This window comes from Herbidospora solisilvae (genome assembly GCF_009901565.1).
In the GTDB taxonomy this organism is placed as follows: Bacteria; Actinomycetota; Actinomycetes; order Streptosporangiales; family Streptosporangiaceae; genus Herbidospora; species Herbidospora solisilvae.
In genome coordinates this window covers 313,224-327,178 of sequence record NZ_WXEW01000010.1, presented here as the reverse complement: position 1 = coordinate 327,178, position 13,955 = coordinate 313,224, and the positions used below count along the sequence as shown (strand labels likewise).

Annotated in this window: 14 protein-coding genes; 6 read left to right on the top strand and 8 right to left on the bottom strand. The window is 72.1% G+C overall.

Annotated features, from left to right (window positions below; translation table 11 throughout):
• Position 1 precedes the first annotated feature (1 nt).
• The 4 genes from GT755_RS32135 to GT755_RS32120 form a co-directional block, all read right to left on the bottom strand.
• The gene (locus GT755_RS32135) at positions 2-970 is read right to left on the bottom strand and encodes a hypothetical protein (RefSeq protein WP_161483313.1); all 969 of its coding nucleotides are present in this window, start codon (positions 968-970) and stop codon (positions 2-4) included.
• A gap of 91 nt (positions 971-1,061) precedes the next feature.
• Positions 1,062-1,826 (bottom strand): ABC transporter permease, encoded by a 765-nt coding sequence (locus GT755_RS32130; RefSeq protein WP_161483312.1) that lies wholly within the window; start codon positions 1,824-1,826, stop codon positions 1,062-1,064.
• Between the two features lie 43 nt (positions 1,827-1,869).
• Positions 1,870-3,429, bottom strand: a complete 1,560-nt coding sequence (locus GT755_RS32125) for an ABC transporter permease subunit (RefSeq protein WP_161483311.1) — start codon at positions 3,427-3,429, stop codon at positions 1,870-1,872.
• Positions 3,426-4,343 carry an ATP-binding cassette domain-containing protein gene (locus GT755_RS32120; RefSeq protein WP_161483310.1) on the bottom strand — a complete coding sequence of 306 codons (918 nt, stop codon included), beginning with the start codon at positions 4,341-4,343 and terminating at the stop codon, positions 3,426-3,428. Before GT755_RS32120 ends, GT755_RS32125 begins: the two co-directional genes overlap by 4 nt.
• 88 nt (positions 4,344-4,431) lie before the next feature.
• Between GT755_RS32120 and GT755_RS32115 the strand changes: the two genes are divergently transcribed.
• The 3 genes from GT755_RS32115 (at position 4,432) to GT755_RS32105 (ending at position 7,200) form a co-directional block, all read left to right on the top strand.
• Positions 4,432-5,607, top strand: a complete 1,176-nt coding sequence (locus GT755_RS32115) for a sensor histidine kinase (RefSeq protein ID WP_161483309.1) — start codon at positions 4,432-4,434, stop codon at positions 5,605-5,607.
• Entirely contained in the window at positions 5,604-6,302 is a 699-nt protein-coding gene (locus GT755_RS32110; protein ID WP_202610732.1) for a response regulator transcription factor, read from the top strand. The genes GT755_RS32115 and GT755_RS32110 overlap by 4 nt, the downstream gene beginning before the upstream one ends.
• Positions 6,303-6,369: 67 nt before the next feature.
• Positions 6,370-7,200, top strand: a complete 831-nt coding sequence (locus GT755_RS32105; RefSeq protein ID WP_235967813.1) for an aldo/keto reductase — start codon at positions 6,370-6,372, stop codon at positions 7,198-7,200.
• A 118-nt stretch (positions 7,201-7,318) separates the two neighbouring features.
• Here the strand turns inward: GT755_RS32105 and GT755_RS32100 are convergent, their stop codons facing one another.
• Positions 7,319-8,140 carry a patatin-like phospholipase family protein gene (locus GT755_RS32100; protein ID WP_161483308.1) on the bottom strand — a complete coding sequence of 274 codons (822 nt, stop codon included), beginning with the start codon at positions 8,138-8,140 and terminating at the stop codon, positions 7,319-7,321.
• On the bottom strand, positions 8,137-8,292 hold the full coding sequence (locus GT755_RS32095) for a hypothetical protein (protein ID WP_161483307.1): 156 nt from the start codon (positions 8,290-8,292) through the stop codon (positions 8,137-8,139). Before GT755_RS32095 ends, GT755_RS32100 begins: the two co-directional genes overlap by 4 nt.
• 77 nt (positions 8,293-8,369) lie before the next feature.
• Here GT755_RS32095 and GT755_RS32090 point away from each other — a divergent pair, with 77 nt between their 5' ends.
• The 3 genes from GT755_RS32090 to GT755_RS32080 all read left to right on the top strand — a co-directional run bounded on the left by GT755_RS32090 (position 8,370) and on the right by GT755_RS32080 (position 12,057).
• Entirely contained in the window at positions 8,370-9,245 is an 876-nt protein-coding gene (locus GT755_RS32090) for a helix-turn-helix transcriptional regulator (protein WP_161483306.1), read from the top strand.
• 164 nt (positions 9,246-9,409) lie between these two features.
• On the top strand, positions 9,410-10,420 hold the full coding sequence (locus GT755_RS32085) for a DUF4331 family protein (RefSeq protein ID WP_161483305.1): 1,011 nt from the start codon (positions 9,410-9,412) through the stop codon (positions 10,418-10,420).
• A 179-nt stretch (positions 10,421-10,599) separates the two neighbouring features.
• On the top strand, positions 10,600-12,057 hold the full coding sequence (locus tag GT755_RS32080; RefSeq protein ID WP_161483304.1) for an FAD-dependent oxidoreductase: 1,458 nt from the start codon (positions 10,600-10,602) through the stop codon (positions 12,055-12,057).
• Here the strand turns inward: GT755_RS32080 and GT755_RS32075 are convergent.
• Together GT755_RS32075 and GT755_RS32070 are read right to left on the bottom strand one after the other, a co-directional pair.
• Positions 12,031-13,038 (bottom strand): acyltransferase family protein, encoded by a 1,008-nt coding sequence (locus tag GT755_RS32075; RefSeq protein WP_161483303.1) that lies wholly within the window; start codon positions 13,036-13,038, stop codon positions 12,031-12,033. The two genes, GT755_RS32080 and GT755_RS32075, sit on opposite strands and share 27 nt — an antisense overlap.
• On the bottom strand, positions 13,031-13,867 hold the full coding sequence (locus GT755_RS32070) for an alpha/beta hydrolase (protein ID WP_161483302.1): 837 nt from the start codon (positions 13,865-13,867) through the stop codon (positions 13,031-13,033). Before GT755_RS32070 ends, GT755_RS32075 begins: the two co-directional genes overlap by 8 nt.
• Between the last annotated feature and the right edge of the window lie 88 nt (positions 13,868-13,955).

Genomic DNA, 13,955 nt, shown 5'->3' with positions numbered 1-13,955 from the left:
GTCACGCCGTCGAGGTGTACGACACGAACGAGGCCCGGTCGAGCCGCGTCGTGGCGTTCCAGCAGACCACGTTGCGCACCGTGGCGATCCCGCCGAAGGTGTTCCACGGCATCTCCAGGTTGCAGTACTCCGGCGAGTTGCCGAACGCCGTCACCTGCACGTGGTCGATCGGATACCCGACCTTCGGGAAGGTGATCATGCGCAGCCCCACCCCGGAGCTCTGCACGGTGTTGACCGCGCCCTGCGAGTTGTAGTTGACGCCCACCGGGGTGGGCGCGTACGGGCCCGGATTCGACGGGGTGTGGTCGAAGGTGTACGCGAACGCCTTCGGCGGCACCCACCGCCCGTTGATGTTGCGCTCCCGCTGGTAGGTGAGCGAGAAACCGGAGTTCTGCGGCGTGTTGGCCGCGTTGAAGCAGCGCACCTCGGCCTGCTGCGCCCCGGCCCCCGGCGCCCACATGGACACCTTGCACCGGGCCGGCGCCAGGTCGTTCACCGCCGTCACCTGCAGGTTGCCCGCCGGGGCCGCAGAGCCGAGCCCCGGCAGCGTGACCTTGTACCAGCCGACGCCGAGCACGGCGACGATGTTGCCCGCGCCGGCCGAGTTGTACTGGGTGACGATGCCGGAGTTGTAGTGGACGTACCCGAACGCCGCCGTGGCCGGGCCGCCCATGACGCCGGTGCTCTCGAAGTAGGTGACCGTGAACGGCACCGTCAGCGGGCTGCCGCCGAACTGGTGGCACCGCACGAACACGATCATGTCCGGCCCGACCGGCATCCACTTGGCGGCCTGGCAGACGACCGGCCCGTCGTGGACGGCCGTGACGTGCACGACCCCGCCTGGCCCGGCGAGCTGCGGGAACCGGACGATCGTCTCCCCGGGCACGCCCGGGGTCACGCTGACGTTGAAGCCCGCCGTCCAGCTTCCAGCCTGGTGGGCAAGGCTGGGGACTCCGGACGGGACGTTCACGTAGGCGTACCCCCAGCGGTTGGGGACGGTCGCGCCCAGCGGACCGGTGCCGCCGCTCTCGACATGGCATCACCGACAGGCGGGCCGGCGGCTACGCGTCGCGCATCCTTAGGAGCAGCCCGCCGCCCAGGAGCGCCGCGGTGGCCCACGCCGCGAGTACGCTCAGGCCGGCCCATGGGCTGAGGGGAAGGCCGGCGAGGTCGGTGGTGGCCTGGACGGCGAGCCCGGCGTTCATCGGAGACAGCCGCCAGAGAAGCCGCTGCCAGCCATCGTCGGCGATCATGAGGATGAGGGCGGGGAAGAGGTAGAGCAATCCGAGCACGACCCCGATGGCGGTGGCGGAGTCTCGGACGGCGGTGGCGATCCCGAGGCTGAACATTGCGATCAGCGCCAGATAGAGGACCGAGCCGACGGCGGCGCGCACCATGGGACCGCTGATGAGGTTGAGCGTTCCGGCGGCGAAACCGTTGCCGAGCAGGACGCCCCGCGCGGCCAGCGCGGAGGCGAGCACGGCGACGCTCCCGGTGATCAGCGTCAAACCGGCCACAATGATCGCCTTGGCGGCCAGGACGCCGGTCCGGTGCGGCATGGCGGTCAGGGTGAGGCGGATCATGCCGGTGCCGTATTCATCGGTGATCACCAGGACGGCCAGGACGGCGACGACCGCCTGGCTCACCTGGACCCCGAAAAGACTGATCTTGGCGGGGTCGTGGCCGCAGCCCTGGGGGGCACAGGACACGACGGCGGAGGCCGCGACGCTGACGGCGACGGTCAGCACCACCATCGCGAGCAGCAGCCAGCCGACGCCGGCCAGGGTACGGAGTTTCGTCCACTCCGCATGCAGGTGCTCCCTCATGCCGTCCTCCCGCCACACCGGGTCAGGTCCCGATGGGGACGTCTCATGCGTCCCTCCGACGGAGTCGCAGGACGGCCAAGCCGAGGATGAGCGCGATATAGCCGGCCGGCACGGCCAGACCGGCCCACGGCGACAGCGGGTAGAACCCGGCGATGGGCGCGTAGTGGCCGAGCACGTGCGCGTACTGCGGGATGCTCTGCCGCACGGCGAAGCCGGCCGCCGGAGTGAGGCGCAGCAGCCATTGCGCGGCGCTGTCGGGCAGGACCGAGGTGGTGGCGATGACGTGCGGGACAACGATCAGCGCGATGGCGGTGACGACCGCCGCGACGCTACGCCGCAGCAGCGCGCCCAGGGCGAGGGCGAGCACGCCGGCCAGCGCGAACAGCGCCGCCATGCCGACCACGACGCGTACCTGGGTGAGCAGGGACACCGGGAGGACGGCGTTGCCGTTGTCGCGCAGAATCCGGCCGCCGACCGTGAACGTGATCGCGGTGGCGGGCAGCGCGACGGCGAAGGTGACCACGCCGAGCACCAGCGCCTTGGCCGCCAGCGTCCGGCCGCGACGCGGGCCGGCCAGCAGGGTCGTGCGGATCAGGCCGTGCCGGTACTCGGCGGTGATGAACATGACAGCCACCACGATCACCAGGATCAGCCCGGTCAGTGCGCTGCTGAGGGGTCGTTCGGGGGTCGGGCCCTCGATGGTCGGCGCGATGTCGCCGACGCCGGTGACGGAGAAGACGCCGCCGGACTGGCCGGCGCGGCCCGGGTGGTGCTCGGACCCGTCGGGTGCGACGGTGACGCCGATGTCGTCGTCGCGCCACGCGCCGGACGCGTCGCCCTGAAGGTCGACCTGGTCGAACTCGCCGGTGGCCTCGGTGAAGCGGACCGCCGCGACGGACCCGCCGACATCTCCCCGCGTGACCGTGAGGTCTCCCGGGGAGGTGGCGAACATCCCGATCTGGACGGTCTGCGGTAGGCCGGCCAGGGTTGCGGTGCCGATCTGGGTCCACGTCGTTCCGTCGGCGGATTCGTACCCGGTGAGGATGTCGCCGGAGCGGGTCAGCCGGAGCCAGCGCGGCGACTCCCGGGAGACGCCGCCCGGCCGGCCCGCCACGTCATGGGTGAAGTTGTGCTGCATCCGCACCCCGTGCTCACCGGTCATCATCACCGCCGCGTAGGCGGAGCCCTGCTCGACGCTCTCCTTGATCATGACTCCGGCCTTCGCCCATGGCACGACCCCGGCGACCACGTTGCGCTGCCCCGGGGTCACGTCGGGCTTACGGATCTGGCCGGTCATGGAGGTGAGGCGGACGGTGATGCCGCCATCCCCGGCCAGCGGCCGGTGCACGAAGTAGAACTTGTCGTCCACCGCTTCGCCCCCCGGACCCACCACGGGCGGGGGACAGGCGACCTCGACCGGACCAGAGCTGCACGAGGCGTGGTCACCGGACGCGGACAGCACCCCCAGCAGCACGGCGACCAGCGCCGCTGCGGCCATGGCGGCCACCCAGCCGCGTACCGACTTGAACTTGATCCACTCGGCGCGAAGCAACTGCCCGAAGCCCCCGCCTCCGGCCCGCGGTCGCGAGAAAGCGGCGCTCATCGCGCCGTTCCCCGGTATTCGACCGCATCGGCGGTGAGATCCAGGTATGCCTGCTCCAGCGTCACCCGGTGCGTTGCCACCTCGGAGAACGGCACCCCGTTGGCGGTGAGTACCGCCACGATGCGCTCCGAGGGCAGCCTTGAGACGACGATCGTGTCGCGATCGGTCACGGCCGTCGTGGCGCCGGCGTGCCCCAGCACGCTCATCGCCTCCGAACGGGCGGTTGTACGCAGTGTGACCTGGCCGCGGGAGGCGGTCGTGATCAGGTCGGCCACGCTGGTGTCGGCGATGACGCGGCCCTTGCCCACCACCACGAGATGGTCGGCGGTGTCCTCGAGTTCGCTCATCAGATGGCTGGAGACCAGCACGGCCCGCCCCTCACCGGCCAGCGACCGCAACAAGCCGCGCATCCACACGACACCCTCGGGATCCAGGCCGTTGACCGGCTCGTCCAGCATGAGCACCGGCGGGTCACCGAGCAACGCGGCCGCGACACCGAGCCGCTGGCGCATGCCCAGCGAGAAGCCGCCCGCCCTGCGCCGGGCGGCGGACTGCATCCCGACCTGCCGGAGCACCTCGTCGACCCGCCGGCCGTCCAGGCCCTGGGAGTGGGCCAGCCACAGCAGATGGTTGCGCGCGGTGCGGCTGGGCTGTAGCGCGCCGGCGTCGAGCAACGCGCCGACGTGGGTGAGCGGGTTGCGCAGGCTGGTGTACGGCCGTCCGCCGATCAGCGCCCGGCCCTCGTCGGCCGCGTCCAGGCCGAGGATCACCCGCATCGTGGTGGACTTGCCCGCCCCGTTGGGGCCGACGAACCCGGTGACCTGGCCGGGCAGCACGGTGAAGGTCATGTCGTCCAGTGCCAGGGTCGGGCCGAACCGCTTGCGCAGCCCGCTGACTTCGATGGTTGCTCGCATGTGATCGAGTTGTACGGAGCCGCCCCTAACACGGGCCGAACAGAGGCCGTCACATCGCTGTTAGGTCCGGCACGGCATCCTGGAACCCATGCGAAAGTGGCGACGACGCACCGTACGACTGCGCTTCACCGTCCTGTACGGTGCCATGTTCCTGCTGTCCGCCGTCGGACTGCTGGCCATCACCACCCTCGTGGGCCTCGGAGGGACGAGGGTCAGCCGATTCGCACCCCCTGGTAGCCCGCCGGTCGAGCCGGCCACGCTCGCCGCGGCCACCGATCGCATCGCGTGGCTCCAGGCCCAGTTGTCGGACGTCCACGCGGCTCAGTCACGCCGGCTCCTGATCGGCGCGGCGCTGGCGCTCGGCGTCATGGCCGTGGTGTCGGTGGTCCTGGGCCGGGTCATCGCGGGCCGGGTGCTGCGCCCGCTGCGGACGATCACCGCGGCCACCCGGCGGATCTCCGCCGACAACCTCCACGAGCGGCTGGCCGCCCGCGGCCCGGCCGACGAGGTCAAAGCTCTCGCCGACACCATCGACGAGCTGCTGGAACGGCTGGAGAACTCGTTCGCCGCGCAACGCCGGTTCGTCGCCAACGCCTCCCACGAGCTCCGTACCCCGCTGGCCACCATGCGCGCGTGCCTGGACGTGGCCCTGGCCAAGCCGGAACCGATACCTCCGCAGACCGCCGCGCTGGCCGACCGGCTCCGCACCGAGCTCGACCAGGTCGACCGGCTACTCGAAGACTTCCTCATGCTCGCCCGCACCCAGCACGGCGCCCTGGCCGACCGCACGACGCTCTCGCTCCGCGATCTGGCGACCGCCGCCGTGGACGCCCGGGCCGGCGACATCACCGTCAACCAGCTCACCGTCCACTCCGCGGGCGCCGTCGACAGCGCGTGGACCCAGGGAAACAGGACGCTCCTCACCCGAATGATCGACAACGTCGTCGACAACGCCGTCACCCACAACCACGAAGGCGGCTGGATCCGCCTCGCCACCACCGTCGACGGCACAACGGCCCAGCTCGTCGTCGAGACCGGCGGACGCATCCTCGACCAGGAGCAGGTCGACCGGCTGACGCAGCCCTTCCAGCGACTCGGCGCCGACCGCATCGACTCCGGCAACGGCTCCGGGCTCGGCCTGTCGATCGTCGCGGCCGTCGCCGCCGCACACGGCGGCACCCTCGACCTGCGGGCCCGGCCAGAAGGCGGCCTCCGCGTGGCCGTCTCCCTACCGGCGGCCGTACCGGCGCGGGTTCCGGCATGAGGGTGCTCGTGGTGGAGGACGCCCGCTCCCTCGCCGCCGTACTCGCCGAAGGCCTGACCGATCAGGGCATGGCCGTGGACGTGGCCCACGACGGCCTGGTGGCCGCCGCCAAGCTCGACCTCAACACCTACGACGTGGTCGTCCTCGACCGTGACCTGCCAGGCATCCACGGCGACACCCTCTGCCAGATGATCACTGAACGCGACGACCGCGTCATGGTCCTGATGCTGACCGCCGCCGACGCGCCCCTCGACCGGGTCAGCGGCCTCACCCTGGGAGCCGACGACTACCTCGCCAAACCCTTCCACTTCCCCGAACTGGTGCTGCGCATCCGCTCCCTGGCCCGCCGCCGGCCCACCGCCCGGCCCCGCACACTGCGCGCGGCCGGCATCGAGCTCGACCCGATGCGCCGCACCGCCACCCGCGACGGCCGCCACCTGGACCTTTCGGTCAAGGAGTTCTCCCTGCTCGAAGCTCTCCTCAGCGCCGCTCCCGCGTTCCTCAGTGCCGAGGACCTGCTGGAACAGGTGTGGGACGAACACGCCAACCCCTTGACCAACACCGTCACGGTCACCATCGGCCGCCTCCGCCGCAAACTCGGCGAACCCCCGGCCATCACCACCACGCCCGGGGTGGGGTACCGGATCACGGCCCCCGATCTCCGCGGAGATCCGCCATCCCCGGCTGGTGCGTGAAATCACGATGAGGCATGGCAGACGGGGGCTGATGCGTCACCGGCGCAGGGGTGCCAGGCTGGGCCGCATGACGAATGACGCGATGTCGCAGGACGGAACGACCAGGACGTTGGCGGACGGCGGCAGCCTGCCGCTGGTGGGGCTGGGGGTGTGGCAGGTCCCCGACGGGCGGGCCTGCGTCGACGCCGTCAGGTGGGCGCTCGATGCGGGTTATCGCCACATCGACACAGCTCAGGCGTACGGGAATGAGACGAGCGTCGGGAAAGCGCTGCGGGAGAGCGGACTGGACCGCGCGGAGGTGTTCATCACGACCAAGTTCCATCCGGGTGGCTCCGATCCGGTGCGCGCCGCTGAGCAGAGCCTGCGCCGGCTTGGCACCGACTATGTCGACCTTTACCTGGTCCACTGGCCGCAGGGCGGTCCCACCCGGGCGTGGCCGGGCATGGAACGCGCGGCGGAGCTGGGCTACACCCGCTCGATCGGCGTTTCGAACTTCGACGTGGCCGAGTTGGCCGAGGTGACCGCGATCGCCGACCGGCCGCCCACGGTGAACCAGGTCAGCTTCAGCCCTGTCACCTTCCGGCGCGAACTGTGGGAGGCGTGCGAGCGCGCCGGCGTCGTCCTGGAGGCCTACAGCCCGCTGGGCACGGGGCGTCTCCTCGGCGACCAAACCGTCAAGGCCATCGCCGACGAGACGGGGTGGACGCCCGCCCAGGTCCTGCTCCGCTGGGCCGTGCAGAAGCGCATCCCGGTGATCCCGAAGTCGGTCCACCGCGAGCGGATCGAGCAGAACCTGCGCATCTTCGACATCGAACTGTCCGATGAGGCGATGGCCCGCCTCGACGCCCTGGACCGCACCCACGGCACCGCCAAGGCGCAGGAACGCAAGTGGTGGTAGCTTGACCCGCGCCGCGATCCGGCAGGCGTTCCGCTCGGCACATCAGATGCCACTTTCACCCATCGCGATTCCGAGCACGTCGATTGTCTGCCTGGGAGACGGGACTCCGGCGGAGGCGTCAGCTCCGCCACCACCGGGCCAGCTCACCGGCGAGTTCGGCCGCCTGCTTCGTGCCCGCCGCGAGCGCGGCGTCGATGAGGTTCGCGTCGAGCGCGTCGGCGGGTCCGGTGATGACGCGGTCGGAGACGACGAGACGGACGTCGTGGCCGTGTCCGGTGAGGATCGCCTCCTCACGCGCGAGGGCCGGGGACCTGAGGGGAGCCACGACCAGCACCCGGCCGGGGGCGTCACCGGCGAGCAGGTCGGCGTTGGTGCCCGACCGGACGCCCCCGTCCACCCACACGGACGCCCCGACCGCGACCGGGGGCGCGGCGCCGGGCGCGGCGGTGGAACACGCCACCGCGACGGGCAGCGGGATGCCGTCGTGGGCCGTCCAGCGGCGTGCGGTTCCCGTGTTCGCGTCGACGGCGACGACGCCGAGGCGGCCGGGCCACGGCCCTTCGGGCAGGGCGGCCTGCCACGACTTCTCCGCCTGCTCGGCCGTGATCGGCGGCATCGCGGCGAGTGCGGCCCGGCCGACGGCCTGCGGGTCCTTCCCCTGTGTGGCGGCCATGCGCCGCAGCAGCGTCCGGTCGCCCTGTCCTGCCTGGGCGGCTCTGGCGTGCCAGGCGGCCCGCTCGCGCATCCTGCCGGGGACCTCGGTCAGCCCTTCGGGAGACATCGTCAACCAGGAGCCCACGACCGCTCCGGCCGAGGTGCCCAGCACCTCCTGGGCTTCGGCCAGCGGCACCCCGGTGGAGATCAGCTCGGTCAGCAGCGTCGCGGTCCACGACGCGCCGACCGGCCCGCCGCCTCCCAGCACCAGCGAGGTTCGGTTCATGAATCGTGGTCCCTTTCCGGGCCGAGGTCGAGCGGGATCCAGGGCATCTCGGGGGCATTGAGGATCATCTCGGCCGTCATCCGGAGCAGGCGGCCGCCGAACACCGCGCCCACCGCCCCGGTGCTGCCGACGATCAGCCGCACGATCACCACTCATCGCCATTTTCGGTCTGCCGTCGTCGACGTTAGTGTGGTTCGTCGTCTGGCAGCTGGAGGGTTGGAGACAGCCGATGGTCAGAAACGGACACGCTCCGATCGTCACGCTGCCCTACCGCGCCGGGGTCGGCGTGCCGCCGGGCGTGGAGGTGCTCGACTTCCCCGGGCTGCTGGCCAGGGCGTTCGGGCACGGCGTCGACCCCTATTCGCTCAGGCGGCCCGGCTTCCACGTGCTGATCGCGTTGCGGTCGGGGACGCTGCGTTGCTCGCTCGACTTCGCCGACCACGTGCTGGGCCCCGGCGACTGGTTGTGGGTGCGGCCGGGACAGGTCCAGCGGTACGACTCCCCGCTGGACGCCGCCGAAGGGCGGATCGTGCTGTTCCTGCCCGGTTTCCTCGACCGGGCCACGGCCGAGCGGGCCGGCGCGGACCTCGGCGTGTGGCGGCCGGCCTCGGTTCCGACGGACGCGGAGCGCGGCAGCCTGCGGCGGCTGCTCGACCTGCTGGAACACGAGTACACAGCCTGGGACGGGCGGGACGGCCACGTGGAGGTGCTGCGGCACCTGCTCGCCGCGCTCGTGGTGCGCCTGGCGGACATACACGGCGCCGACGGCGAGCCGGTCGCGGGAGGGGAGGCGTTCCTGCGCTTCCAGTCGGCCGTCGAGCGCGACTTCACCCGCAGCCACCGCGTGGAGGACTACGCCGCCGGGCTCGGCTACAGCGTCCGCACCCTGACCAGGGCCAGCCGGGCGGGGGCGGGCGTCGGGGCCAAGGGCTACATCGACGACCGCGTGCTGCTGGAGGCCAAGCGCCTGCTCGTGCACACCGACCTGCCCGCCGGCGTGATCGGGTTGCGGCTGGGGTTCCCCGAGGCCACGGTGTTCACGAAGTTCTTCCGCCGGCACACGGGCCGGACCCCGACGGCGTTCCGGCTCAGCTCCGGTTCCTGACCAGGGCCCTTCCGGCGTCGTGGAGCGCCCTGACGACGGTCGTGGGTGCGCCGCCAAGGCTTCTGACCTCGCCGTCATGCTTCGCCGACGCCGTCGCCCTGCCTTGGGCAAGACACCGCGAGGCGACACGCCAACCGACTATCTGCCGCTTAACCTGCGGAAACATGTCCAACCACTTCACCGGCCTCAGCCTCGGCCCGCCTCTCGGCGACCAGCGTCTCGACCTCTGCGACCTCTACGCCTTCACCGCGCCCAGCGATCCGAGCCGCACCGTCATCATCCTCAACGCCAACCCCAACGCCGACGCGCTCCACCCCGACGCCGTCTACCGCATCAACATCGACAACGACGGCGACCTGCTCACGGACATCGCCTTCAGCTGGGTCTACAGCCCGCCCGCACCCGACGGCTCCCAGACCTACACCCTCCGCATGGCCACCGGCGACGACGCCCGCGACCCCGAACCGGCCGGCACCGAGATCGTCACCGACGCCGCCGTCTCCTTCGGCCCCCACGCCAACGTCATCGACAGCGGCGCCTACACCGTCGCCGCGGGCAGCCGCAGCGACGCCTTCTTCTTCGACTTCGACGGAATCAAGAATCTCTTCGACACCAGCGGCAACCGCAACTTCACCGCCCCCCACCTCGGCGACCGATCACCATGGACGGGCGTCGACTCCAACACCACCGCCAACGTCTTCTCCATGGCCGTCGAACTGCCCACCGCCGCCCTGCGGCCCAATCCCACGCTCCGCATCTGGGGCCGCTGCAGCGTCCGCCGCGACGGCCGGCTCGTCCACGCCGACCGCGCCGGACACCCCTCCGTCAGCAGCTTCTTCAACACCGACGACACCAAGGAGGAGTACAACGCCGGCGAGCCGGCCAACGACCGCGACCGCTGGACCGACCAGTTCGTCCACCTCCTCGGGCACACCGGCGGCTACAGCCCCGAAGAGGCCCGTGCCGCGCTCGACGACCACGGCATCCTGCCCGACGTCCTCCACTTCGACCCGGCCAAACCCGCCTTCTATCCCAACGGCCGGACCTTCACCGAGGACGTCATCGACATCCGCGTCGCCTTCCTCACCAAGAACGAGGCGCCACCCACCGGGCTCAGCCCGCACACCGACACCCTCGACCGGTTCCCCTACCTGGGCGACCCGCACATGACCTAAAAGGAGTGGACGAACGGAAACGCAACCTTGTAGCGTGCCGTCGACCGTGACCCCACCACAGGAGGTGAGACCCATGAACGAGAGAACACCATGGGTGCTCCCCATCCCGTCACGGCCGGGCGGCTGACGAAACGCCGCCGGGAGCGCCGCCACCACGGCACTCCCGAAAGGCGACACCAATGCCCCACCCAGACGCCGACGTCGTCATCGCCGGCTGCGGACCCACCGGCGCCATGCTCGCCGCCGAACTCCGCCTCCACGGCATCCACGTCATCGTCCTCGACAAGGACACCGAGCCCGCGCCCGCCTCCCGCATCGTCGGACTCCACATCCGCACCCTCGAACTCATGGCCATGCGCGGACTCCTCGACCGCGTCCTCGAACACGGCAGGCGACGCCCCGCCGCCGGGTTCTTCGCCGCCATCCCCAAACCCGCACCGGACGACCTCGGCACGCCCTACGCCTACATGGTCGGCATCCCCCTGCCGGTCATCAACCGCATCCTCGCCGACCACGCCACCGGACACGGCGCCGACATCCGGCACGGCCATCCCGTCACCGGCCTCCGCCAGGACGACGACGGCGTCACCGTCGAACTCGCCCACGGAGAACGACTCCGCGCCCGCTACCTCGTCGGCTGCGACGGCGCCCACAGCACCGTCCGCAGACTCCTCGGCGTCGCCTTCCCCGGCGAACCCTCACGCAACGACACCCTCATGGCCGAGGTGGAAACCGGCACACCCCCCGAAGAGATCGCCGCCGTCATGGCCCGGCTCGGCGACCACCACCAACGCCTCTGGCTCCGCCCCGCCGGCCCCGGCCTGTACACCGTCGTCGTCCCCGCCGCCGACGTCACCGACCGCACCCAGCCCCCCACCATCGACGACGTCCGGGAGCGGCTCCACGCCCTCACCGGAACCGACTTCGGCGTGCACTCCCCCCGCTGGCTCTCCCGCTTCGGCGACGCCACCCGCCTCGCCGACTACTACCGCCTCGGACGCGTCCTCCTCGCCGGCGACGCCGCCCACATCCACCCGCCCATCGGCGGACAGGGCCTCAACCTCGGCGTCCAGGACGCCGTCAACCTCGGCTGGAAACTCGCCGCCCACATACGCGGACGGGCCCCCGAGGACCTCCTCGACACCTACCACGCCGAACGCCACCCCGTCGCCGCCGCCGTCCTCGACAACACCCGCGCCCAGATGGAACTCTCCGCCGCCGAACCCGGTCCCCGGGCCGTGCGCAGGCTGCTCACCGAACTCATGGACATCGACGCGGTCAACCGCCGCCTCATCGAGAAGATCACCGCCATCGACATCCGCTATGACTTCGGCGCGGGCCCCGACCTGCTCGGCCGCCGCCTGCCCGACATCGCCGTCAAGCACGGCAACCTCTACGGCCTGCTGCGGCACGGCCGGGGCCTGCTCCTCGACCGCACCGAACGGCTGACCACCGGCGGCTGGTCAGACCGGGTCGACCACCTGGCGGACCCGACGGCCGCGCTGGACGTCCCGGCCGTGCTGCTGCGCCCGGACGGCCACGTGGCCTGGATCGGCGACGACCAGCGGGACCTGGAGGGCCACCTGGCCCGCTGGTTCGGCGAGGGCCTGTCACTGCCCGACTCCTTTACAAAGTAGATTCCTAAGGCGTAAGCCCACGATCAGGGCGAACGCGAACAGCGGCAACCAGGCCAGCCGGGCCGCCACCCAGCCGAGATCCCCCGGCACGGTGTGCAGCCCGGCCATCGGCCCGGCGGGCAGCGCGAGCGCCGTCACCACGACGAGCGCGGTCTGGTGCCACACGTAGACGGTCATCGCCGCCACGTTCACCGCCGCCACCACTCCCCACAGGGCCGGGCGGCGCATCAGCCTCCGCAGCGGGCCGAGCAGCAGCAGGGCCGCGCCCGTCTGGGCGAGCCCGAAGGTCACCGCCGCCAGCGTCGGCGGCGACTGGTTCGACACCGCCGCTCCCGGCACGCCGACCATGGCCGCCGGATAGCCCCCGACCGTGATCAGGAGGGCGGTCGCGACGGCCCCCGCCACCAGCAACGTCCGCCCGTCGAACCGCCACCAGGACAACCCCACGCAGAAGGGCACCAGCCAGGCCGCCCCCACGTTGATCCAGCCCACCCATCCCGGCGCGTCGAAGCCGAACCGGGCCAGGTCGACGGCCGCGACCACGGCCACCGGCCAGCCGGGGTGCAGCCGGGCGACCAGCGGCGTCGCGGCGATCAGGGCGGCGTACACGGGCAGGAACCAGAGCGGCGACCACACCAGCTTGGCCAGCGCCGCGACCGTCGCGGGATCGGCGCCGCATGCCAGCAGCACGACCACCACCACGGCCCACACCCCGGCGAGCGCGGGCAGCGGGCGCAGCAGCCGGATCAGGCGCAGCCGCGGCGGGGTCGTGCTCCGGGCCGCGACCATGCCGCCGACCAGGAAGAACAGCGCCATCGTCTGGAGGAGCCAGGACGCCGGGGCAAGCTCGGGCAGGTGCTTCAGCGGGCTCGTCACCCTGATCGTGCCACTGTCGGCGACGAGCGCGGTGACGAGCCAGTGGCCGCAGACGACCCCGGCGACGGCGACGGCACGCAGCGCGTCGACGCCCCGGTCACGCATGGGCCACGATCCGCGCGATGCTCGCCAGCGACCGGCCCGACAGGTAGTCGCCGTGGCCGGCGTCCCCGGCGTCGAACCGCCGCGCGCCGAAGCCGGGGGCCGTGGGATCGGGGCCGAACACGGCGGGCACGTCGCCGATCCAGTCGCCGCTCCCCTGGCCGGCCCAGACGGCCCGGCCTCCCAGGGCGGCTGCCGACGGGGCCGGGACGCCCGCGGCGCCGTACAGGACCAGGTGCTCGACCGGGAGGCCCGGCGCGGCGCGGGCGCACACGACGGCGCCGTAGGAGTGGCAGAGCAGGGAGATCCGCGCGCCCGGGTACGCCGCGGCGAGCCGGATGACGAAGCCGCGCAGGCGCGGGGCCGCCGCGTCGGCCCGCGCGGTGGTCACCGAGGCGAGGCTGAGCAGGCGCGGGGTCGGGTAGCCGAGCCAGGCGACGACCGCCGAACCGGGCCCGAGCGCGGCCCGCAGGCGGGTCGTGCCGCCCCGGAGACGGCCGTAGGCGTCGAGGGTGGTGCCCGCGCCCGGGACGACGACCGCCACGGTCCGGGCGGGGAGCGTGCCGACGACCTCGACCGCCGTGCCGCCGTCACGGCCGTCGAAGGCCAGGAAGGTGCGCGACGGCGCGGCCATCGCGCGCAGCGACGCGGCCCTGGTCGTGTCCCCGCGTTCGGCGGCGAGCCGGGCGGCGCGGCCGATGGCCTCCCTGGTCAGGGTGTACTGCGCCGGACCGAACGCGACCAGGGTCTCCGGCGGCGCGGCGACGCCCTGGCCGGCGACCGGCACGGCCACCGACGCGGCGAGCAGGAGTGACCACAACACACGTCTCATGCCGGGGACGATGCCGGAGCCCGGCGGAGGGACACATCGGAGCGAAGGTGTACGACCACGGTCCGATCCCCTCGCACCGTCGGCGAAC

Excerpts from the sequence above, each read along its gene's own strand:
- GT755_RS32130 (WP_161483312.1), bottom strand. The coding sequence starts at position 1,826 with ATGAGGGAGCACCTGCATGCGGAGTGGACGAAACTCCGTACCCTGGCC.
- GT755_RS32125 (WP_161483311.1), bottom strand. The coding sequence starts at position 3,429 with ATGAGCGCCGCTTTCTCGCGACCGCGGGCCGGAGGCGGGGGCTTCGGG.
- GT755_RS32120 (WP_161483310.1), bottom strand. The coding sequence starts at position 4,343 with ATGCGAGCAACCATCGAAGTCAGCGGGCTGCGCAAGCGGTTCGGCCCG.
- GT755_RS32115 (WP_161483309.1), top strand. The coding sequence starts at position 4,432 with ATGCGAAAGTGGCGACGACGCACCGTACGACTGCGCTTCACCGTCCTG.
- GT755_RS32110 (WP_202610732.1), top strand. The coding sequence starts at position 5,604 with ATGAGGGTGCTCGTGGTGGAGGACGCCCGCTCCCTCGCCGCCGTACTC.
- GT755_RS32105 (WP_235967813.1), top strand. The coding sequence starts at position 6,370 with ATGACGAATGACGCGATGTCGCAGGACGGAACGACCAGGACGTTGGCG.
- GT755_RS32100 (WP_161483308.1), bottom strand. The coding sequence starts at position 8,140 with ATGAACCGAACCTCGCTGGTGCTGGGAGGCGGCGGGCCGGTCGGCGCG.
- GT755_RS32090 (WP_161483306.1), top strand. The coding sequence starts at position 8,370 with ATGGTCAGAAACGGACACGCTCCGATCGTCACGCTGCCCTACCGCGCC.
- GT755_RS32085 (WP_161483305.1), top strand. The coding sequence starts at position 9,410 with ATGTCCAACCACTTCACCGGCCTCAGCCTCGGCCCGCCTCTCGGCGAC.
- GT755_RS32080 (WP_161483304.1), top strand. The coding sequence starts at position 10,600 with ATGCCCCACCCAGACGCCGACGTCGTCATCGCCGGCTGCGGACCCACC.
- GT755_RS32075 (WP_161483303.1), bottom strand. The coding sequence starts at position 13,038 with ATGCGTGACCGGGGCGTCGACGCGCTGCGTGCCGTCGCCGTCGCCGGG.
- GT755_RS32070 (WP_161483302.1), bottom strand. The coding sequence starts at position 13,867 with ATGAGACGTGTGTTGTGGTCACTCCTGCTCGCCGCGTCGGTGGCCGTG.